The sequence below is a fragment of the Curvibacter sp. Hmag1.1 genome, assembly GCF_059769165.1.
This window is the reverse complement of the sequence record NZ_JBMBGX010000002.1, coordinates 3165496-3189061: the sequence shown is the minus strand read 5'-3', so window position 1 is coordinate 3189061 and position 23566 is coordinate 3165496. Positions and strand designations below refer to the sequence as shown.

Sequence of the window (23566 nt, the reverse complement as noted above, 5' to 3'; positions counted from 1 at the left end):
CCGAAGCGCCGAACGGCATTACCCATTTGGGCGCCCCGGTGTAGAGAGTGAAGGCCTCCCTTGTGGAGGCTTTTCGCTTTGTCGGCCTGGAACAGTGGCTTCTGGAAATGCCTCAAGATACTCGAGCAAAGTACCTTGAAGGTTTTGCAACAGCCCAGTTCAACGGACCTCGCTTATGAAAATCCAGATCGCTTCTGATCTTCATCTTGATCTCCTACCGAGACCAGATGGAACTCCCCCAACCATCATTGAACGCACAGACGCTGATGTGGTGATTCTTGCTGGTGACATTCACGATGGATCTGAAGGCATTGAGCGCTTCCAACCGTGGACTTCAAATGCCGATGTCATCTAAGTGGCGGGTAACCATGAGTACTACGGTCATGGCTATCGAAGCAAACAGGCTCAGATTCGGGCGCGAGCGAAGGACTTGGGCATTCATTTCCTGGAATGCAGTTCTGATGTACTCAAAGGTGTGAGATTCCTGGGTGCAACACTTTGGACGGATTACAGGCTGTTTGAACCACACTACTCGCAACCTCTAGCCATGCATGAGGCCAAAGAGAAGCTGAACGATCATCGGTTGATCCGGATGGAAAGAGGCGCCTTCTCTCCTGCTGATGCGTTGGCCATTCATGCGCAATCGCGTCAATGGCTCAAGGATGAACTTGCGAAACCTTTTGATGGTAAGACCGTAGTCGTGACGCATCACGGTTCACATCCAAATTCAGTCCATGAGAAATACACAGACGACCTTTTGAGTGCAGCCTTTGTCAGTGACTTAGGTGACCTTCTGCAGGGTGCAGACCTCTGGATTCACGGCCATGTCCACGACAGTTTTGATTACCAGATTGGCCGATGCAGAGTCATAGCAAATCCGGCTGGATACGTGTTAAACCGGCGCTCAATAAACAGCATAAATGAAGCGCAGTTTGAAAATTCTGAATTCAATCCGCGACTCATTGTAGAGATATGAAATGACGAATACAAAATGCATAAGGTCTTGGAGCACCGAGCTCGAAACTGATCCGGAAACTGGTGAAATGATCCTGAAGTTCAGTGAAATTTTTCTTCAGCAAGAAGACTGGCGTATGGGTGATCACATCGACTTCAAAAAAGTAAAAAGGGGGGTATGAAACTTGTGAATGTCTCCAATCTGGACCGCGATAAGCCAATTTAGGATGCAGGATGAAGTTTGCTTCCTTCAGCCGAAGCTTGACAGTTACGCGCAGGCCGCAGCGTAAGCGCCTTGAGAATTTTGGAGTGAGGAAAGACCGCTACATTGCATATGTTGATTACCGTAGCCCGGTCCCTGCATATTCCGGCTGAACTGACCGCCTGTGCCGGGTAGGTTTGAAAAGCCTACTTGCACCGAATGTCAGCGTTGGGCTAGTAACGGACTCCAATGATTGACTGCTTTGTAGCGGTGTTACTGGACCGGTAGCTTCGCTATGCCAATCCAGTGTCAGAGTTGGGCAGGTAGAGGTGTCAGCTCCAGCAAACGTAACTTCCTTGAACTCCTCCAACTCACCCGTCCTACCCATTCCGCCGAATCGGGGACCTGTCGCGAGAATCAGAAGGCACAATGAAAAGACCAACATTCTGTTCAGCACGACTCATGAGCTCACCCGCCTTCGAACTAAAAGACTACCGCCAGCCTGTGGTGACTTCGCTTGGTGTGATCCTCGGTTTTCTCATCGGATTTCTGGGGCAGTGGGTGACAGAGGACAACTTCGCGCTGCGCTCGCTGTCGGACGGCGTGGTACTGCTGGCCTGTTGTATTGGGGCACTGCTGTTGTTTAGCGCCTTGTTTCGCATGCTTCAGCCGTGCGTAGCGTCCGAGGAGGCTCTCGCCCATTACCGGGTCACGCTCAAGCTGTATATGGCTGGGCTCAGCGCTGCGTTCGGCGGCATCCTTGTGTCGGCCTTTATTTGATGCCTCGGGCCAAGGCCGTTTGGCCTTCAAAAAAAGCAAATGACAAATTTATGATGAATCGTCGCCACTCACTTCTTTCTCTCGCCGCAATTCCTATGACCCTGACCCAGGCGAAGCCAAGCCTCGCCGCCACACCGTCGCCAGCAGCATGGCGAATGCCAGATGAGGCCGAGCCGCATGCGCGCACTTGGATGGCGTTTGGGGCGCACCTAGACATTTGGGGCAGGAAGCTGCTGCCGGCGGTGCAGCAAGGCCTGGCAAATATAGCCATGTCGATTGCCCGCTTCGAGCCCGTGTCGATGCTTGTGCGTCCGAACGACATGGCCCGGGCTTCCGAGCTGCTTAAGGGGTCAAGGGTAGAGCTAATCGATCAGATGGTGGACGACTTCTGGGTACGTGACTCAGGCCCGGTTTTCGTGACCAATCACCAAGGACAGAAGGCAGCAGTTGACTTCAATTTCAATGGCTGGGGCAAGAAGCAGAAGCATCCGCATGATGCCAAAGTGGCAGCCTTCGTCGCTGATCGTGCTGGCGTGGCGAGGCTGAAAACGTCGTTAGTACTGGAGGGAGGCGGTATAGAAGTGGACGGCCACGGCACGGCCATCATCACCGAGAGCTGCGTGCTCAATGCCAACCGAAACCCGGGCGTATCGAAGACCGACTGTGAAGCAGAACTCAAGCGCCTTCTGGGGTTGGAAAAGATCCTCTGGCTGCCAGGCATCAAGGGCAAGGACATCACTGATGGCCATACCGATTTCTACGCACGCTTCGCTGCCCCAGGGGTGGTGGTGGCGGGCTACGACACGGATCCCGCTTCGTATGACCACGCCGTTACCAAGCGGCACTTGAACCTTTTGCGCGAGATGACCGACACCCGCGGCAACAAGCTGGATGTGGTGGTGATAGAGGGGCCCGAAACAGTGCGAGAACGCTACGCGGGCAAGGACTTCGCCGCCGGATATATCAATTTCTATGTGTGCAACGGCGCAGTGATTGCGCCTGAGTTCGGTGACAAAAAAGCTGACGCCAATGCTCGCGACACGCTTAAGGACCTGTTTCCGAAACGTGAGACTGTGCAGCTCAACATCGATGGCGTGGCCGCCGGCGGTGGCGGGATTCACTGCACCACACAGCAGGAACCTGCGGTTTGAGGCAAGCCGTGATCGAGCACTTTTGGCGGCAGAGTTGACGGCATGCAAACCCTAGCTTGGTTATCTCGATTTCCGTGCAAATACTAACGCTAGTAGGCACGGGTTTTCCCCTAATTCTTTGAGCTTACAGGCAGTTGTGCTGGAGAGTTGTCACGCGCAGTCTGGAAATGAGGCCCGGGGAGGGGCGGAAATTACGAGCGGCATTGACACGAGTTCCCGGTAGAGCTCCGCCTGGGCGAAAAAAGCGCTGGCCAGTTCCAGGATTTCATAGGTGTCAATGCCGCTCCCCCATTGACCCATTATTCAAGCGGCAGCCATAATTGGCACGGCGCAGTTCCTTGACCTCGCGTTTAAGGGCCTTTATGCGCTCACGCTCATCGCTGGTGTCGCCTTCGCGCGCACCTGAATCACTAGCACTTTTCTTAACCAATTCATTCAAGGTCTGGGGCACTCAACCTATCTTGTCTGATATGGACTCAATCGCGGCCCATAGGTAAGGATATTCGCCACGATGTTGCTGCGCCATGCGCACTGTGCGTTCGCGAACTTCGGGGCAAAACTTCCTTGACCTTCTCATGGCTCCAACTTCTGCGGGTCAGTTCAAACCCGGGGCGATTCACTACCTGATTGCGGGCGAACCTAAGAGTACGAACGCGCCCGACAAGCCATTTTCATAAACATTGTTTATTTAGGGTCATTTGCGATGACTATTTTTGCTCCTAATTGATAAAACCTGTCGAAGCCTGCATGGTTGGAATCAGTTTTTTAATAAAAGAGCTTGTGTAACAAAAGCCCGCGCATTTACCAAGGGGGAATACATGAAGTCACTGGAACGGATGGATAGTTAGCCCAATGCACCTTCTGGAGCGATTTCGCCCTCAGATGGAGTGGGGTTGATGTCATTGATAACCGATCTGAAAACATCCTTCCATGAACTCAATATCTAGTTGATTTCCAAGTGCAAATGGACCATGGCTACCTCCCCCAATGAGCGAGCGTGAGTCATTTCAATCCCCGTTTAACTATTCACTAGCCCGTGCTGAGAGCACATTGCGTCCTATTCAATTGGAGTAAGCATGACCTTTTTTTCCGCATCTAAAGCAAGTACATCCAGCCAAATTACCCAAACCATTGAACTGCTCAGTCGCGGAAACGGAGTCCGAAAAATTGCAGTCCAGCCGGGCCAAGCCTTCAAAATCATAGTGGATGGACAGGTGTATGCGGGTCAAAAGCAGATTAAGGGCATAGCTCTCAGTCTCAAGCGTAAAGGTGATGCCCTCTTGTTGTTAGCAGATGACCATTTGGAGCCCCTGCTCGAAGTTAGAGGTTTTTACCACCCCAATGTGGCGGATGGAGATGCAATAGTCAACACCGAGGCCACTCCGATTGATACTTATGCACTGCTTCAAGATGGCGCAAGCGCCCAATTGGCTGCAGCTGATCTGAGTGATGCCCCCTTGGGCGCCAACACTCCGTCGTGGGGTACGCTTATCGCACAAGCCAGTAGTACTGCTGCAACTACGGTCACTGAGGCTACAACAGCCGCAACCGCTGCAACAGGCACGGCCATTGGTGTGACAACTGCATCTGCTGGTGCTGTTGCCGCCGCCATAGCGGTTAGTGCTATTGTTGTCAGTGCTGCTAGTGGTAGTGGTTCCGGCAACAGCGGAAGTACGAATGGCGGAGGCGGGAACGGAGAAATTGGTTTAATGGAATTCGGTGGCAGCCTCAGTGCGGGTAAGGCCATGGCAGGCATAACCATCATTGCTTACAACAAAGCAGGGGAAGAGGTCAGCAGAACCGTCACGGATTTAGAAGGCAAATACGCATTCAAAATTGACGCCAAATACGCTGGACAAGTCCTGTTGCTCAAAGCCACAGACGTGACGGCCGACGGTAAGGGCTATACCGACGAAGCCACGGGCGAAAGCAAAGACTTTTCAATCAACTTACGCGCCATGGTGCAAGTGGGAACCGACACCACCCAAACACAAAAAGCTCAAATTTCAACGGCTACTGAATTAGCTACCCGTGTACTTGGTATCGGTAGTGATAGCAATAGCTTGGCTAATACCTCGGCCACAAACATTCAAGCAGCCAATAAGGCGATCGCTGACTTTTTGGGCGTTTCAGATATCGTCAACACAGATGCGCCCGATATCGTTGGAAAAGGCGACAGCAACAACACCAACGATAAATATGGAAAAGGACTGGCCTTACTCTCGGGCATGGATGCCGTGGCCGAACGTGGCGGTGCCTTGAACGCCACAGGTTCTTCTTTGGATAAACTGGCCAACGCTTTCACGCTTGTCTCAGGTAAAGTCGAGACCGACTTCAACGACCCTGAGCTGCTGGACTTGTTGTCGCAAGCAGTGACCGAAGTGGCGCAAACCCAGGGAAGTGACCTGTCCAAAGACCTTGCGGGCATTGCCCTCAAAGCGGTGACATCACAAACATCCAACGCGGGCAACACCACGCTGGCCTTCTTCATGACCAGCAGCCGCAACCTGATTGGCGACGACAAAACAGCCGAGGTGCAATTTCGCTTTGACAAAGTGCCGACAACAGACCAATTGATCAAGCTGACCACCGCCCTGAGCGTTACAGGTGGCAGCTTGGGTGGGTTGACTGTAGACACCTCTGACACCACGGGCCTGACCTACAAAGCCAGCTTCACCCAAGCGGGCACCGACGCGCCGCAAATCAGCGTCACTGGCACAGACTATTTTGCCAACGACGTGAGCATGGTGCTCGATAACACACATCCCAGCCTGAGCGTGAGCCGCATCGAGGGCCTGGACAGTGCAGGCGCAGCCAAAACCATCCTCAAAGCGGGCGACACGCTGAGCGTGACCTTGAGCGCCAGCGAAGCCGTGCGCGTGACCGAGGGCGGCACTTTGCAACTGAATATTGGCGGCCAGACCGTCAACGCCAACTACAACGCCGACAAGAGCGGCACCCGCAGTCTGGTGTTTGAATACACCGTGGGCAACAACCTCAACGACACGCAAGGCGTGAGCGTGGTGGGACTGACAGGCGCCACCATCAAAGACATGGCCGACAACGCCGCCGACCAGAGCCTGAACGGCTACAACGGCCTGCCCGTCTTTGTAGACACTACCGCCCCCGTGGTGTTGGCCCAAGTGCCCATTGACAACAGCATCGTGGGCAATGCGGGCGTGCGTAGCGTCAGCCTGAGCTTTGGCGAAGCCATCAACAAAGGCAGCACAGGCGGATTGACACTCAAAGACGCCAATGGGAACACCATCGCCAGCTGGGCAGCCGCCGACGGCACCGTGTCCAGCGACGAACTCTCCATGAGCTACGCTCTGCCCACCAGCTTAACCACCTTGACCGCCGGCAACTATACCATCGTGGCCACAGGAAGCCCCGTGATCGACAAAGCGGGCAACGCCATCAGCACCAGCGCACTCGCCAGTGACGGCATCTGGTCGTTCACCGTGGGCGCTGTGTCCATCGGCATCGACAAAGTGGGCGGCGACAACCTGCTCAATGGCGAAGACATCAAGTCAGACATCACCCTCTCGGGCAGCTTGAGTGGTGAGGGCAGCACCAGCGTCACAGCGGCGGATATGCAGGTCTGGCTCAGGCACATCAATGGCAGTACAGCGGTGCAGGCCAAAGTGACCAGCTTGAACAACGGCAGCTGGAATGCCACGCTAGCCGCCGCTGACGCTGCTAACCTCAAAGGCGGTTATGTGGTTAAGGTCAACATCGATGCTGCTGACGTACAAGCCAGCGCTACCAGCGCCTTGTTGGTAGACACCCAAGCCCAAGTCACCTTGGGCGCTGTGGCAGGCGACAACAAAATCAGCCTGACCGAGCAATCCATCATCAACAGCGGCAAGAGCTTGAGCTACAGCTTTGTCGCAGAAAAAGGTAGCAGCGGCAGCATCACGTTCACGAACGGCTCGGATGCCGCCAAGACCGTCACCAAAACCTTCACCAGCGCAGCAGGCAACAGCCCCGACAGCGTCACCCTGAGTAAAGCCGACCTGATCAAACTGGGCACAGGCAACTTCACCGTCACAGCCACAGTCACCGACGTGGCGGGCAACACCAACGACAAAGTCACCCAAGCCTTCAGCATCGAAGCGCCACCTGCCGCAGCCAAAATCGACAGCATCACGCTTCAAGGCAACCGCAGCGGCACCTTGATCCAAGGCGACACACTCACCGCCGTCGTCAACTTTGACAAAGCAGTGACGGTGAACAACACCACCTCTTTGAAACTCGCCATTGATGTAGACGGTACAACGCGTCAAGCCGACTTTGCAAGCATTTCAGCCGACCGCAAGCAACTGATCTTCAGCTACAAAGTGGTGGCTGAGGATCAGGACGGCGATGGCGTGGCTTTGAATGCCAACGCCTTGCAATTGGGCACAGGCACCAACAAAGCCGTTATCAAAGATGTCGCTTTAGGCACCGCTGCCATCGTCACTTCGCCCCAAGTGGCTGCCGTCTCCACCCTCAAGTTAGACGGCAGCATCAAAGACACCCCTGCCGACCTGGCGCTCAATGTGATCGAAGCGGGCTTGACCAGTGCGAACACACCCTCAGCAGGCAAAGCCTCCGCCAGCGGTAAGCTGCTCAAGGGAGGCGAGATCACCGACAGCAAAACCATCAGCAAAGTGCAGTTTGGCACGAATGCCGAAGTCACCCTGAGCGGCAACACAGACACCGAAGTCGTGGGCAGCTACGGCAAATGGACGATCAACTCCGACGGCAGCTACACCTACACACTCAACAACGAGGCCGCCAACAGTCTCAAGGCGGATGACAAGCCCACCGAATCCTTGAAGTTCTGGGTTTCTGGTGCTACAGACCCCGTCTCAGCTACCATCACCATCAAGGGTAGCAACGACGCGCCTACGGTCAGCACCACAGCCATTACCCAAGTCGTCACCGAATCCAACACCAGGACTGACCCCGTCAGCGTCAATCTGCTGCAAGGCGCCAGTGACGTGGACATGGGTGAGACTGCCACCCTGAGCGTGACGAACCTCACCTACAAAGTAGGCACAGGCGCCGCCAGCACAACGCTGCCCGCTGGTTTGACCCTGAGCGTTGACGGCAAAACCCTGAGCATTGACCCCGCTCACGCCGCCTTCAACAGTCTGGCCCAAGGTGCCAAGCTCGACATTGTGGTCAGCTACCTCGTCAAAGACGCCCAAGGCGCCACCGTCAAACAAAGCGCCACCCTTACCATCACGGGTACCAACGACGCGCCCACACTCACCGTCAACACCGCCACCAACAGCACAGCCCTCGCACAAAACGCCAGCGAAAGTACGGGCCTGTCCAGTATCAACCTACTGCAAGGCGCCAAAGATGCAGACCCAGGCGACACCCTCAGCGTGTCTAACGTCACTTACACCGTCGCTGGCTCAGTCACAGGCAACAACGGCGCAGACCTGCCCGCAGGCATCAGCCTGGGGTTAGACGGTCTCTTGCGCTTAGACACGCGCCACCCCGACTACAACAACATGAAATCGGGCGATACCAAAGCCATCGTGGCTAGCTATACCATCAGCGACGGCAAGGGCGGCAGCGTGGCGCAAACCGCCACCTTCAACCTCACAGGCAGCAACGATGCGCCGCAAGTCAACACCACCAAAGCCCTGCTCGGTGCCACCGCCACTGCGGGCGGCAGTTTCAACTACAGCTTCGATGCCAACGCCTTCACCGACCCCGAAGGCGATACCCTCAGCTATAGCGCCACCTTGGTCGACGGCGAGGCACTTCCCACTTGGTTGAGCTTTACCCCAAGCACCCGCAGCTTCAGCGGCACAGCCCCTGCCTCTAGCACCGCCAGCCAGTTGAGCATCAAAGTCACGGCCAGCGACGGCACGGCATCCACGTCTTTGTCCACCTCACAAACATTCACCCTAGCCATCAACCCCACAGGCGCAACCGTGGCAGTTGTTGACCAATCCAGCGTCACAGAAAGCGGCATCGACTCATCTGGGAACGTCTTCGCAGGTACAGCGATTGCCTCTGGCAATGTTACGAACAACGACGAGACCGACACCGACAAAGCTATGTTGAGCGTCACTGCGCTCGACGGGGGGACGGCCATGCTTGTCTTTCCCATCAAAGCTCAAAGTGGTAGCAGTTCATCCAGAAGTAACGTCACCACGCTGAAAGGCATCTATGGCAGCCTCCAACTCGGTGCCGACGGCTCATATACATACACTCTAGACAACGCTGCCACCGCCACTCAGCGTCTCAAATCAGACCAGGTGGTGAGCGATGTGTTCACCTATCAGCTCAAAGACAGCACGGGTCAAACGGCTCAAAGCCAGTTGGTCGTGCAAGTCACCGGCAGCAACGACGCGCCGGTGCTCAGCACCAGCGTCACAGTGCCCACCAGTTTCACCTTGGCAACGGGCAAGGCGTTTACCTGGACCGTGCCCACGGGCCTGTTCACCGACCCAGATGCCGACACCTTCAGCTTGAGCGCCCTGCAAGTCACAGGCAACGACAGCAGCTCCACCACAGACACCTTGCCCACTTGGCTCAAGTTTGACCCTGTCAACCGCACCGTCAGCGGAACCCCACCCGAGGGGATCACGGGCACCACCACCGTGCGCATCAGCGCCAGCGATGGCAAAGGCGGCACTGTCAGTCAAGACATCACGCTCAATTTGTCACTGCCCGCCGCCCCAGTCTCAACCGCAGATACCAACCAGGTGGTGGAAGCAGGCATCAGCCCCACAGGGATAGCCGTGGGCCAAGCCATTGCCTCGGGAAATGTGCTGGGCAACGACAGCCGCAGCGCCAGCAGCTTCAGCGTCACATCGGCTGACGTGGGCACAGTGACAGGTACCAGCACACTCAAAGCTGTCAGCACCAGCAGCACAGCCAGTAGCGGCGCGGCCACACTCACAAGCACCTTTGGCAGCCTCAAGCTCGGCGCTGATGGCAGCTACATCTACACGCTAAAAAACGATGCCAGCGCCGTGCAAGCCCTCAAGGCCAATGAAAAAGCGACCGACACTTTCACCTACGAGCTGACCGACAGCACGGGCCAAAAAGCCCGCACACAGTTGACCATCAACTTGACAGGCAGCAACGACGCGCCCGTCCTCACCGCCAGCAACGACAGCACGGCCATCACCCAAACCGCGACCGAATCCAACACCTCCACCGCGCCCATTAGCATCAATTTGCTACAAGGCGCCAGAGATATCGATGGCGTTGGCACAGCCTCAGAAACCGCCACCTTGAAGGTGACGGACATAACCTACAAAGTGGGCACAGGCAACGTGAGCACCATACTGCCCGCTGGTTTGACTCTCGGCACCGACGGCAAAACACTCAACATTGACCCTGCCAGCGCCGCATTCAACAGCTTGGCCCAAGGCGTCAAGCGCGACATCCTGGTCAGCTACCTCATCCAAGACGACCAAAAAGCCACTGTGGCCCAAAAAGCCACCATCATCGTCACTGGCACCAACGACGCGCCCACTGTCAGCGCAGCCATTACCCAGGCCGTGACTGAATCCAACACTAACAACACGCCCGTCAGCATCAACCTGCTGCATGGCGCCAGCGACGTGGACACAGGCGATATCCTGAGCGTGACAGGCATCACGTACAAAGTAAGCAATGCAGCCACAGGCAACAACGGCGCAGACCTGCCCTCAGGCGTCACCTTGAGCGCCGATGGCAAAACCCTCAGCGTTGACACCGCCCATGCAGCCTTCGACAGCCTCAAATCGGGGGCCACACAAACCATCACTGCCAGTTACAGCGTGAACGATGGCAAAGGCGGCAGCGTGCCACAAATCACGACCCTCACAGTCACAGGCACCAACGACGCGCCCACGGTAGTGGGCACATTGAATGCGCAAACTGCCGTCAAAAATGTGAATTTCAGGCTTGACGTGTCCAGCGCCTTCAACGATGCCGATGCAGGTGACACGGCCACCTACAACCTGAGTGGCACAGGCGCTATGGGCCTGAGCATTGATGCCAATGGAGTCATCACGGGCACTTACACCAACACCCGAGACGCCCAAGACGTCACCGTCACCCGCACCGATGGCAGCAACGCCAAAGCCACACAAACCTTCAGCTTGCGCGTGGTGGACAAACCCGTGATTGCTTTGATAGCGCCATTCAATGTGGCGTCCAAATCTGTTGGCAAATCAGGCGATGTTCTTGACTTGGAAGTTCAGTTCACCGAGCCCGTCACCATCACAGGCAATCCCACGCTCACCCTGAACATCAACGGCGCAGATGTGACCGCCACATTCAAGAACATGGTCCAAGGCAACAATGCTGTGGCGATTTTCACAGCCATTGTGCCTGCCAACAACAATGGCAATGCCATCAGCATTAAATCCATTGTTTTACCCACCGATGCCAGCATCAAAGGCAACACCAGCGGCTTGGACTTGTTGCAAACAGCCGTAGGCCAAAGCACCAGCGACTACTTGGTGGACAACGCCAATCCCGAGATTTCCTCTAGCCCCCTCAGCCTCGCAGAACTCTCCACCAAAGGTGTTCAACTGACTGCCACCGACGCCAGCCGCCTCACATGGAGTTTGGTGGACGGCGGCACCGACAACCCACTGTTCACTCCAAGCACAACGGAGGACGACTTGGCACTGGCATGGCAGGGACTACTCAAACCCAAACGTACCTTGGATTACGAAACAGACAAGAAAACCTACACAGTCAAAGTCAAAGCCACCGATGCAGTGGGCAACTTTACTACGAAAGAAGTCACCATCAACCTGACTGACGTGAATGAAGCGCCCACATCATTGGATCTGAACAACACCGTGACCTCTTTGCAGGAAAACACAAGCACCACGTCACGCGTCAAAGTGGCCGACATCGCCATCACGGACGATGCACAGGGCGGCAACACCCTCACGCTTGATGGTGCTGACAAAGCTTCCTTTGAAATCGATGCAAACGCCCTCTACCTCAAAGCAGGCACCGTGCTGAACTATGAGTCAGGCAAAACCCAATACGCCGTCACCGTCAAAGCACAGGACAACACGCTCACCTTCAGTACGGCATTGAGTCAAGACTTCAGCCTGAGTGTCACCAATGTGAACGAAGCGCCCGTTGCCAGCGCTTTGAGCACGCAAACCATCGGCATTGGCCAAAACTGGAGCGGTTACATCGTGCCCGCCTTCTCCGATGCAGAAAACGACACGCTCAGCTACACCGCTACGCTGGCCGATGGGTCAACTCTGCCAAGTTGGCTGAGTTTTGACAGCAATACCCGCAGTTTCAGCATCAAAGACGGCAGCAGCACCAGCAGCCTGAGCGCCACCAATTTGATCGTCAGGGTATCAGCCTATGACGGCAACCTCAGCACTTCGACCACTTTCAACCTGAATGTGACGGCAGACACCACACCGCCGACAGCAAGTTCATTGCAAGCCGAGGCGCCCAAGAGCTACGACCGAGGTGTGCTGCATGGCACACTGGCAGACACGGTGATGTTGCGTTTCAGCGAATCGGTCAAGGTGGACGATATCAAAACCGCCATGACCCAAGGCCAAATCAAGATGCAAGACAGTACTGGTACCTTGCACAGCCTGGGCAATGGGGCCGTACTCGATGCCTACACCCCCAACAGCCTATTGGTCAGCGGTTTAAGTTCAGGCGCTGACGGCACTTACACCAGCACCTACAACACTGCCACGGGCACCAGCCCGGCGGTCAACTTTGCGAACGGTTTTGGCCTGAGCAGCCCCAACAACTTCACCGTCAACACCAGCAGCACCATCTACACCCGCACCGCCAGCGATGGCACGCAGTGGTACATCTGGCAACAAAACGGCTGGGCAAGCTGGATCGTCTCGCAAAGCAGCCCCGTGGATGGCAATGGCAACGCCTTGCCTTGGTTCTTGGCGGGTACCAGCAGCAGCACAGACCCGTCCAGCCGCAATGCGGTGCTGGGTGTGAGCGCTTGGTACAGCAAAGCTGGTGCATTGACCGATGGCACTGATCCATGGGCCAATGCCCCGAAATTGAGCAATGCCAACATCGAGACGCAAGGCTATGGCCGCACCTTCTTACTGGCCTTGGGTACTGGCAGCACCGCCCAAGCAGGCGATGTACTGGTCATTGACAAAGGCTCGGTCAAAGACGTGGCCGGTAATGCTGCCAGCACCGATGTGCAGTTCACTTTGCCTGCCGACATAACGCGCCCCACAGTGTCTGCCAACACACCTGCCACCTTGGTGGGCATGGACGCACAAGGCAATGCCAAATCCGGTGCATTGGTGATCGGCGACAAGATTCGCGTAACCCTGGCCATGGCCGAGGCGGTGAGTGTGTCTGCCAACACCGATCCAAGTGTGAGTCTATTGCTCGACACTTTGATTCGCCAAGCCACCATCAACCGTGCTGAAAGCTTCAAAAATAGCGCTACCACCAGCAGCACCTTGGTGTTCGACTACATCGTCAAAGATGGCGATGTGGACGTTAGCGGCGGCATTCAACTGGGAGCCTACAACCGCAACAACAGCAATCTGACTGACGCAGCCGGAAACAGGTTCACCCCACCCATTGATTTGGCAGAAGTCACCAACAGCATCATCATCGCCGCAGACCAAACACCACCCACCATCGCCAAAATCTACAGCGATGACCGTGGTGTTCTGGCCACATCGCTCATCGCCGACACCATCAGCTTCAAGTTCAACGAAGCCATACGAGTCGATCAACTGGAGCAAGCCTTTACTCATGGCTTGGTCAAAGTCACCAGTGCAGACGGCACCGTCACTCGCAACCTGGGCGCCGGGGCTACCGTCGAGGCCACTTATCCCAGCGAAATTGCGGTCACTGGTTTCAGCGCACAAGCCAATGGCACATACAAAACCTTATGGAGCAGCAGCCAGGGTCAGAACGTAGGACTGCCCATGTTCAGCGGGTTTTCATATGTCAGCGGCGTGAGCTTGACGCCAGATGCCAATTACGCCGCTTACAAACATACCGACAGCGCCACTGGGCAGGAGTTTTATTTCTGGCGACCCAGCGGCTATGCCAGCTATGTGTTGACCCCGGTCAACAGCGTGACGGGCTCTGACCCTCAAACTTGGTGGAGTGCAAGCACCAACCAAACCACAGTGAGTCAAGCCGTGCCCCGCGAAGGCGTGTTGTTGGCCGCAGATTGGTACAGCCGTTCAGGCACCTCCATCAGTGGGACCCAGGTCAGCACACTGCCCACATTCGAAGCTAGTGGCGGCGCTTTCACATTCAGCCTGTCATTGGGCACGGGCAGCAATGTGCAGCAAGGTGACAAGCTGGTGTTTGACAAATCGGGCGTGGCCGACCTAGCGGGCAACAGCCCGAGTGCCGATCTGAGCATTGATCTGCCTGCCGACATCACCCGGCCCACATTTGGCACAGCCACGGTCACAGGATTCAAAAAAACTTGGAGCAGCAGCACAAATACCAGCACCTACACCGAAACCAGCCATCCTTTGGTGGAGCATGACCGTATTCGGGTTGAAATACCGATGACTGACACGATCAAGGTCTATCAATCTGGTGTTTCCAACGGTTATGTGACTTTGGATATCGGCGGTAAAACCCGTTACGCTTACCTCAATCTCCAGGCCAGCTCTAGCAATGGCTCGACGACATCGGGCTTCAGCAGCAACAAACTGGTGTATGACTACTACATCCAGGCTGACGATTCCGACACCCAAGGTGGCATCACCGTGGGGACCATGAACCGTGGCTCAGTGGGAATGTTTGATGCCGCAAACAACCGTCCCGTTGTCATTAGCGATGTGATAGAAAACTCCAACACCATCACCGTGGGGGATACTTTACCGCCTTCGCTCGGGACGAGTTATGCCAGTGGCAACACCGTGGTTTTGCAGGCCAGCGAAGCACTGGATGCCGCCAATTTGCCGTCGACAGAGGCTTTCAAAGTGATGGTGAACGGCAGTAGCTCGGTGGTCCAAGGCGTGGCCGTCTCCACCACCAACGCCAGTGCCTTGGTACTCACTTTGGGCACTGCTGCCAAACAAGGTCAAAGTGTTCAAGTCACTTACACCGACCCCAGCAGCAATGACGATGCCAAGGCCGTACAAGATTTGGCAGGCAATGACTTGAATGGCGTGGGGACTTACGCCATAAATGCCATCGATGCGCCCACCATCGACTACACCGCCACCAGCTTTGACAAAATAGAGTTGGCGGGTAATACCGATATGCGTTTCACTATCAAATACACAGACAACGTTCGCATTACCGGCACGCCCCGCTTGACGCTGACTCTGGGCGATGGCAGCGCGACCAGCACGGTGTACGCCAACTACGAGGCCATCAGTAACCAAATAGGTGGTCAACAGGTTTTGGAGTTTGTTTACCGTCCATCAGCGGGTGTCAAAGGTCAAATCAGCGTCACGGCACTCGACCTCAATGGTGGCACCATCACCGCCTATGACAGCGCCGGTGTAGTGGCCGCCAACACCACCCTTAGCAACTCAAGCTTCTTCACGCCATTCACTTGGATTTATCCAGAAGGCCTGATCGCGAGCACGGGCGACGCAGGGAACAACCTGTTGACCCCTTGGTTCAAAACGCCTGAAAACACCCCACACCAGTTGACCGGCATCTCGGCCACTGGTGGCGAAGGCGATCGCGACATCTTGGCAATGACCGTGTTACTGCCCAGCAGCGTCACCAGCAGCAGCGCAGCGCAGGCCTATAGCCTGAGCTACAACGTCACCGAAGCGGGGGTGCGCCAGGTCTTGCTCAAAAACGGCAGCGCCACGGTGGACACCTACACCGTACCTGCCGACAACAATTGGCCGACAGGTGTCGAGCAGTTGCTCTTCCATGCGGTTTATAAAGACAGCGCAGGTCAAGTGCAGTTTGCTGATCGCGATATGGTTCTTCTCACTCTTGGCGCGCACGAATACATTGAACCAGGCAACCTCAACCAACGTTGGCTTCAGGGTAGCCTAGGAGACGACACCCTCAATGTGTCCGGCCGCGATGTGGCGCAACGCATCTTCATTGAAGGCGAACAGGGCAACGACATCATCGTCGGCCATGATGGCATTGACCTGATTCGCGGTGGTGGGGGCGACAACCTCATCAGCGCAGGTAAAGGCGATGACCAAGTGGTCATCCGTGGCGGTAACGACGCCATTGACGGTGGCGAGGGCACCGACACCCTGCGCTTTGACCTGCCCGGGCAAGAGAAAAAAATTACAGTCGATGCATCAGGCGTCATCCACGTCTACTCTGCCAGTGGCAGCTGGAACACGGGAAGCTTTGTGCCCGATACCAACGGCTGGGTGGAGCGCTATCGTCTTGCCAGCGATTACGGCACAGATGGCAGCAACCGCATCGCCGTGTTCGATCTGGCGCTGGGGCGCAACGTCGCCATGGCCAAAAACATGGAACGCTTGCAGTGGCGTCTGGACGACAACAGCAGCGGGCGTAACACCAACACCTTCAAGGTCGGCACAGCAGGCGACGATGCCCTGAGTGCCGCCGATGTTGTGTTGGCGGGCACTGGCAACGACACCATCACTCTGAGCAGTGGCTGGTTGCACACCAATGACTGGCGCTATGAAAACAGAGCGCTTCTGATTGACGGTGGATCAGGCCGCGATGTGTTGGAGCTGAGCACCTATGTGAGCGGTCAACTCAGTCAGGCCTTCGAGTCGAACAGCAACAGCATCAACCCCTCGCGTGTGCTCCAAAACATCGAAGGCCTGAATTTGAGCCAGGGTGGCTACGTGCAACTGGCCGCATCCGATATCTCCAAGCTGGTGGGCAGCAACACCAACGCTTGGGGCAGCGCTATCAGCAGCCTGGATGCCAGCAAGCAACAATTCTTGTTGACCGCCACGTCAGGCAACACGACTGTGAACCTGACCGATACTAGTGGCTGGACACAAAAAACCAGCACCGTCAGCTACAACAACCAGACCTACAAGCTGCTGGAACACACCAACGGTGTGCAGTTGTTGCTCGATTCGCGCGCCAGCGCTGTGGGCAATATCACCTACGAAGGAGGATCTGGCGGTGGAATCATCGAACAACCCATCAATCTCCCCGCCCCTGTGGTTATGCGGGTTCGTTCTCAGAACAACCAGTTCATCATCCCAGGCGATGGTGGTGCTCGCTTCACTGTCGAGATGTCCGATGCGGTGCGCATCACCGGCACACCGCAGTTGCAGCTCACGCTCATCAGCCCTGACGGCACTCAGAGCCGCACGGTCATGGCAAGTTTCCAACGTTCTGGCAGCACAGTTGATATGGTGCAAACCACTTTGGAATTTGTTTTTGATTACACCGCTCAAGATGCTTCAGACGCCGGTTGGCGTATCCACGTCGACAGCCTGCAGCTGAATAATGGTGCCATTACCCACAACGCCAGCAGTTCTGTCAACGCCAACCTGCAACTCCATCGGGTGGACATCACTGCAGGCGACTGGCTGCTGGGCAAGAACGCGGTGGTCAAAAACAGCGCCACTGGCACCTCCTACAACGACGTCATTTTGCCTTGGGCGAGCGATCCAGCCTCAGCGCCCACTAGCCTTTCGGCCAACTCTACCTTCAATAACGTGACCATCCACGGCGGTACAGGTGACCGAGATGTCCTCGGCATTCCCTTCATGCTGCCCACAGATGTGACCACGCAAGAGCAGGCGAACCAGTATTTCCTGTCGTATGCGTCAAACACGGATGGCACTGTGCGCACGATCAGCCTTTACAAAGCGGGCGTGAGCGAAGCGGTCAAAGTGTTCACGGTGCCCAATTTCAGCAACAGTCAAAACATCAATGACTGGCCCGCCGAAATCGAGGCAATGGCGTTTTACATTCAGTATCGCAATGTCGCGAACGAATACCAAGGTGTGAAAAGTCCCGGCAGTTTCATTGAACTTTGGAAAAACGGTTACACAAGCACCGACGCGGTCAATGGCGATGTGTACAAACAAGGCTCCTTCCGCAGCGATACCTTTGACGTATCTAACGTCGCGGTGGACAAGCGAGTGCTCGTCAAGGCGGGTTATGGCAGTGACACCATCACAGGCCATGCCGGTTCTGATGAGATTTTTGGCGAAGGTGGCAGCGACAGCATCAACGCCGGCGCTGGTGACGACCTGATTTGGCTCAGCGGCGGTAACGACATCCTCAACGGTGGTGACGGCACCGATGCCCTTGGCGCGCACCTGCATGGCGCAGATGCCCGAGGCTGGGTGGACGCCAGCCATCGCCTGCACATCCAAAGTGCCAATGGCAGCTGGACCAATGGCCGATTTGTAGCCGATGCTGACGGTTATGCGAGCGACTGGGTTTTCAGTTTTGACCAAAGCACGGGCGACATTACCGCCAAGCGCTTTGCCGGTGGTATGGAGACTAGTGAAACCAGCACCGCCACTGGCATCGAATCCATGTACTTCACCTTCCAAAACAACAACCAAACCAGCGGTGAGCGCCTACTGCGCGGAACAGTCGGTGCCGACACGCTGTACGCGAGCCAATCACAAGAAGCTTGGCTGCTGGGTCTGGGCGGCAATGACACCTTTGTGCTGGACAGCAGTCTGCGCCCCTTCATGATGGGCGGCGCAGGCGATGACACATTCCGCTTGATGAAAACTGGCATGACCGGCAGTGAGGGCCTGCAAATCCATGGTGGTTCTGGCACTGACACGCTGGCACTGGGTGCGGATGTCGATGGCGTTACTCTTTACAAACCCAGCAACGTCGACGCTCAGTTCAGCAGCCTTGAGGTGGTCGATCTGACCGGCAGCACCACCAATGGGGCACTTGGCAACACCCTGCAAATGACCGCCGCCTGGCTGCGTGAAGTCACAGACATGGCCAGCACCCGCACCTTTACCGTCAATGGCGATGCCAATGACCGCGTGAATCTGCTTTCAACTGACAACTGGGCTTTGCAGCAAAGCAGTGATCAGGCGGGTTATGCCTTGTACCAAATCATCAGCAATAACGAAACCCTGAAGCTGTATGTGGCGAACGGCATGGCGAGTGCTGTGCTCGCATAAGCCTTGCCAATGTGCCGGCATTCAAGCTTGAGCCGTCTTGCGTCGCAGGCTTGAAGGCCGGCACATTTGGTGAAACGTTTATCACGCGATCAGTCTAAATTCCACCGTTGCTTTCCTTTAGTCCGAACCGGTCCTCAATGGCCTGCACCTTGCCTTGTCAATGCAGGTCTCTTTAACCAACTCGATAGTGATTCCCGTTGGGGCTTCGTCCGTCTCGGCCACAGCCGTCTTAGCGCCATACCTGTAAGTCACCTTGTACCCTGTAATGTTCTCGGTCCTGATAACTGACGAAACGCCCCCCAAGCATTGACCGCTTGAACAGTCCTGGGGAGTCTAGATAGACGGTGCCTGCTGCTTGGTGATTGGCTCCAGCTTCACAAATTTCCCCATATACGGTCTGTCGCTTGCAAACTTCCTCTGCGTAGAATCTATGTCCCCCGTATTTGAGTAGCAAATGATGTTGGAGTCCAATACCATACGACAGGAGATTGGATGTGAAGAAGAGATTTACCGAAGAACAAATCATTGGCTTCTTGCAGGAAGCGGAAGCGGGCCTTGCGGTCGCCGAGCTGTGCTGCAGGCATGGCGTCAAACACAGTTTCGATTTGATACAGTTGTGGAACGCAAACGCGGCGTGGATTTGATGCACCGTTGTGTGGGGCGATTTGCTGTTTTGTCTTTGTCTGTCTTGTTTCAAGCAGGCAGTGGCGAGCCACTGAATGCTTGGCGCCTTTAGGCTGTTTGCTCCTCCTGTGTATCAAGGTGACTGCGTTTTCGTTTGAGTAGGGCTTTGCTACTGGCGGCAATCGCACCGGCACGCCGCTTATCTTTCAGGCGATAGGAGTCTCCTGAGATCGGGACCACATGGGCGTGGTGGAGCAGTCGGTCAAGTAGCGCCGCTGTCAGCGTTGCATCGTCTGCAAACGTCTGGTCCCATTGCCCAAACGGCAGATTGGAGGTCAAGATGAGACTTCCCACTTCATAGCGTTTGGCAATGACTTGGAACAGAAGATTGGCCTGTTCCCGATTCATGGGCAAGGTCACCTAGAAGGCGACGCTGATTAGCCGGGTCTCTTCTGGCGCCACCGACTTTGAAACTGTGGCCAGCATCGGGCACACAACCACTTGGTTGAAGATACAGCCACACCCCCTTCTTCAGGCCGGTTGGCTTTGCAACTGCCATCGCAAAACCGGTAATCACCGGGCATCTGCCCCTCTACCAATGGGACATTGAAAGAGGGACTCACGACAGAACCTTTGAGTGCAGGTGGTTTTGACATGGCCTGAACTTAACAGGATAGTGCTGTTGACTCTGTCACCGTCAGCAGGTCGCGCAATCTCTGAGGGCTGTATCAACTTGCGATGCATGCGTCGGCGACTGTTGCAGTTGGAGCGGCTTGTTTCTGAGTTAGGGACATACTGTTTTAGTACTCTGCACCGCATTCATGGACCGTCCGGCAAGGGTGCTTAGCTGCTAGGCCCTGCTTGCGTGTCACTTGCCACTATGGATCCAGCAACCATCTTCGGCTTCATCATCGAGTCTAAAGAAACTTGACTGATTGCATGCGCCCAACGCAGTGAAAGCAGCTTTTGCGAGCAACGTCGGCGATTCGGTTCGCTGTTTGGAACAAATTTCTTCTGACCGCAAGTTCAAGCGTCTGGAAAGCGATGTGTCCCCAAAGGAATTCGCAAGCAAAAGTTCATAGGAAGCCGGGAATCAAAAGACGTTTGCCGCACTTCAAAAGAACTCATGCGAGATGTGACAGATGATGAGCATGCATGAAAGCTCATAACCAATCGTCACCTCTTTTAAAGAGATTCGAGTTCAAGCAATCGACCCTCGTCTTTAAGAGGATTGTTTTCCAGTGGACAGTGTTGCTTATCTTTAAGTCGCTTTTTCACTAAGGTGCGTGGCTGTAGTTTGAAGTGCGCATCGGCAATCGTTGCATCCACCAAGCGCAGCGTTGGAAGTGAAGACTAGTAAAACTCTCGAAACAGAGAGTGCTAGGCGGTTAGATCGCAGTCCATAAATGGGGAGAGTATGTTCATTTCAGGTTCGAGTGCGCGCTCTGTCGCACCAATCATTTCGTCGGGTCGGGTCGCCTTTGGCATTGTTTCTGCAAAGCCAATATGTTTTTGACGAACCCTAGGCACGCGCCACACACTCATTCCTTGCTGATCAGCCGTTAAATTGACGGGAGCAGCTTTGGGTTCAATCGCAGACTCAGTAGTCATGGGTTCGGCGCGCCAGCCGATGGAACTTCTGTGCATGGTCGCGCGCCTGCACGGTGTTGCTGTGGACGCGGCCTCCCTCTCTCACCAATTGGCACTGACAGAAGACACCCAAGCAGACTTTCATTTGCTGCGTCTGGCAGCACAAAAGCTCAATCTCAAGGCGCGGGTGGAGTCTGTTGCTCTCAACCGGTTGCGTTACACACCGCTCCCTGCTCTTGTCCAAATGGCGGATGGCTCTTGGGTCATGGTGGCCGCTGCGAATGAAAACCAAGTCCTGGTCCAACATTCCGCCCCTAAAGCCATGGGTGCTGGAACTGTTACTGGTGCTGCCCCTGCAGATGACCTGCCAGTGCGCATGACGCATGCTGAGTTCGCACAAGCCTGGCTGGGAGAAGCAGCGCAATCCCCAGAGAAACCCAGCGGCTCCATGCTGCTCATTGCCAGTCGGGCGTCCTTGGTGGGCGATATAGCACGCTTCGATTTCAGCTGGTTCATTCCCAGTCTGGTCCGCTATCGCCGTCTTTTGGGTGAAGTGTTGGGTGCGTCGGTTGTGTTGCAGCTGTTTTCCCTGGTCACGCCCTTGTTCTTTCAGGTGGTGATGGACAAGGTGCTGGTGCACCAAGGCCTGTCCACCTTGCATGTGCTTGTCATTGGTTTGGTCGTCATCTCTTTGTTTGAGAGTGCACTGAACTTCATGCGCAGCTATGTATTCGCCCACACCACCAGCCGCATCGATGTGGAGTTGGGTTCCAGACTGTTCCGTCATTTGCTACGCCTTCCCTTGGCTTGGTTTCAGGCGCGGCGGGTGGGTGATTCGGTCGCCCGTATCCGTGAGCTGGAAAGCATCCGAAGCTTTCTGACAGGGCAGGCCTTGACCGTGGTCTTGGACGTGGTGTTCTCAGTCGTATTCATCGCCGTCATGCTCTGGTACAGCGTGCAGCTCACCACCATCGTCCTGCTGAGCATCCCGTGCTATGTGGCGCTGACGGTCCTGATCGTCCCCCCGCTGCGTCGCCGTCTCGATGAGAAGTTCGCCCGCGGAGCCGAGAACCAAGCCCTTCTGGTGGAAACCATTACCGGTGTTCAAACCGTCAAGGCCTCTGCCTTGGAGCCCATGGTGGCCAAGCGCTGGGATGACCAACTGGCCGCCTACGTGTCCGCCTCATTCCGTACCCAGACTTTGGCAAGTGCAGGTCAAGAGGGCATCAGTGTCATCGGCAAGTTGGTGACTGCTTCGACCTTGTTCTTCGGGGCACAACTGGTCATGGCCGGTGAGCTCACCATGGGGATGTTCATCGCCTTCAACATGTTTGCCGGCCGGGTGGCACAACCCATCATGCGCATGGCCCAGCTCTGGGCGGATTTTCAGCAAGTGGGGATTTCCATGCAGCGGTTGGGAGACATCCTGAATGCTCCTGCAGAAGTACCGCCCAGTGTGGCGGCTCAGTTACCCAAGCTGAACGGGCGCATCACCTTCGATCAAGTGAGTTTCAGGTACCACGCGGATTCCAGCCCGGTACTGCGGGATGTGAGGTTGGACATCGCCCCCGGTCAGGTCATCGGCATTGTGGGCCGCTCAGGTTCCGGTAAATCCACCCTGACCAAACTGGTGCAACGCCTGTATGTGCCAGAGCATGGGCGCGTCTTGATCGACAACGTCGACATTGCCCAGGTGGATGCCGCCCAGATTCGACGCCAGATCGGTGTGGTTCTCCAAGACAACTGGCTCTTCAACCGCTCAGTCCGAGAAAACATCGCCATCAGCCAACCCGCTGCCTCTATGGACCAGATCGTCTATGCGGCTAAGCTGGCAGGGGCCCATGGATTCATCAGTGAGCTACCCCAAGGCTATGACACTTTGGTCGGTGAGCAAGGCAGCAGCCTCTCCGGCGGGCAAAAGCAACGCTTGGCTATTGCCCGCGCCTTGTTCTCCAATCCCCGCATTCTGATATTTGATGAAGCTACTAGTGCGCTGGACTATGAGAGCGAGCAGATCCTGCAGCGCAATATGTCCGCCATCTGCAAGGGCCGCACTGTCCTCATTATTGCCCACCGTCTGAGTGCTGTACGCCATGCCAACGCCATCGTGGTGCTGGACAAAGGACGCGTCGTAGAAGGCGGAACCCACGACGAGCTGCTGGCCAAGCCGTCACTGTATGCCCGACTGTGGGGAATGCAATCCGGTCAGGAGGTGCAGGCATGAGGACTCC

8 protein-coding genes and 3 pseudogenes are annotated in these 23566 nt (G+C 55.7%); 8 read left to right on the top strand and 3 right to left on the bottom strand.

What is annotated here, in order from left to right; genetic code table 11:
* Nucleotides 1–175: 175 nt before the first annotated feature.
* From ACOAP0_RS15500 to ACOAP0_RS15480, 5 genes are all read left to right on the top strand, one after another.
* Nucleotides 176–355, top strand: a complete 180-nt coding sequence (locus tag ACOAP0_RS15500) for a hypothetical protein (protein ID WP_498391463.1) — start codon at nt 176–178, stop codon at nt 353–355.
* Nucleotides 356–976, top strand: coding sequence for a metallophosphoesterase (locus ACOAP0_RS15495; protein ID WP_498377132.1), 621 nt, complete (start codon nt 356–358; stop codon nt 974–976).
* Nucleotide 977: 1 nt separating this feature from the next.
* A complete protein-coding gene (locus tag ACOAP0_RS15490) occupies nt 978–1136 on the top strand; it encodes a hypothetical protein (RefSeq protein ID WP_498391462.1) in 159 nt (52 codons plus the stop codon).
* Between the two features lie 482 nt (nt 1137–1618).
* Nucleotides 1619–1936 (top strand): hypothetical protein, encoded by a 318-nt coding sequence (locus ACOAP0_RS15485; RefSeq protein WP_498377131.1) that lies wholly within the window; start codon nt 1619–1621, stop codon nt 1934–1936.
* 95 nt (nt 1937–2031) lie between these two features.
* Nucleotides 2032–3087, top strand: coding sequence for an agmatine deiminase family protein (locus ACOAP0_RS15480; protein ID WP_498377130.1), 1056 nt, complete (start codon nt 2032–2034; stop codon nt 3085–3087).
* Between the two features lie 319 nt (nt 3088–3406).
* Here the strand turns inward: ACOAP0_RS15480 and ACOAP0_RS15475 are convergent.
* Nucleotides 3407–3664, bottom strand: a pseudogene (locus ACOAP0_RS15475) (IS3 family transposase); the annotation flags it as partial.
* 499 nt (nt 3665–4163) lie between these two features.
* Between ACOAP0_RS15475 and ACOAP0_RS15470 the strand changes: the two are divergent.
* Nucleotides 4164–19121 carry a VCBS domain-containing protein gene (locus tag ACOAP0_RS15470; RefSeq protein WP_498377129.1) on the top strand — a complete coding sequence of 4986 codons (14958 nt, stop codon included), beginning with the start codon at nt 4164–4166 and terminating at the stop codon, nt 19119–19121.
* Between the two features lie 494 nt (nt 19122–19615).
* Nucleotides 19616–19708, top strand: a pseudogene (locus ACOAP0_RS15465) (transposase); the annotation flags it as partial.
* A gap of 145 nt (nt 19709–19853) precedes the next feature.
* On the opposite strand, the pseudogene ACOAP0_RS15460 reads toward ACOAP0_RS15465, so the two are convergent.
* Nucleotides 19854–20159 (bottom strand): annotated as a pseudogene (locus tag ACOAP0_RS15460) (ATP-binding protein); the annotation flags it as partial.
* A 966-nt stretch (nt 20160–21125) separates the two neighbouring features.
* Nucleotides 21126–21392 (bottom strand): hypothetical protein, encoded by a 267-nt coding sequence (locus tag ACOAP0_RS15455; RefSeq protein ID WP_498377128.1) that lies wholly within the window; start codon nt 21390–21392, stop codon nt 21126–21128.
* On the opposite strand from ACOAP0_RS15455, the gene ACOAP0_RS15450 reads away from it, so the two are divergent.
* Entirely contained in the window at nt 21391–23559 is a 2169-nt protein-coding gene (locus ACOAP0_RS15450) for a type I secretion system permease/ATPase (RefSeq protein WP_498377127.1), read from the top strand. The genes ACOAP0_RS15455 and ACOAP0_RS15450 overlap by 2 nt on opposite strands.
* The last annotated feature ends 7 nt before the right edge of the window (nt 23560–23566 follow it).

What these genes read in the sequence shown, in the direction of transcription:
- ACOAP0_RS15490 (WP_498391462.1), top strand. Translation starts at nt 978, where the DNA reads ATGACGAATACAAAATGCATAAGGTCTTGGAGCACCGAGCTCGAAACT.
- ACOAP0_RS15485 (WP_498377131.1), top strand. Translation starts at nt 1,619, where the DNA reads ATGAGCTCACCCGCCTTCGAACTAAAAGACTACCGCCAGCCTGTGGTG.
- ACOAP0_RS15470 (WP_498377129.1), top strand. Translation starts at nt 4,164, where the DNA reads ATGACCTTTTTTTCCGCATCTAAAGCAAGTACATCCAGCCAAATTACC.
- ACOAP0_RS15500 (WP_498391463.1), top strand. Translation starts at nt 176, where the DNA reads ATGAAAATCCAGATCGCTTCTGATCTTCATCTTGATCTCCTACCGAGA.
- ACOAP0_RS15450 (WP_498377127.1), top strand. Translation starts at nt 21,391, where the DNA reads ATGGTCGCGCGCCTGCACGGTGTTGCTGTGGACGCGGCCTCCCTCTCT.
- ACOAP0_RS15480 (WP_498377130.1), top strand. Translation starts at nt 2,032, where the DNA reads ATGACCCTGACCCAGGCGAAGCCAAGCCTCGCCGCCACACCGTCGCCA.
- ACOAP0_RS15455 (WP_498377128.1), bottom strand. Translation starts at nt 21,392, where the DNA reads ATGCACAGAAGTTCCATCGGCTGGCGCGCCGAACCCATGACTACTGAG.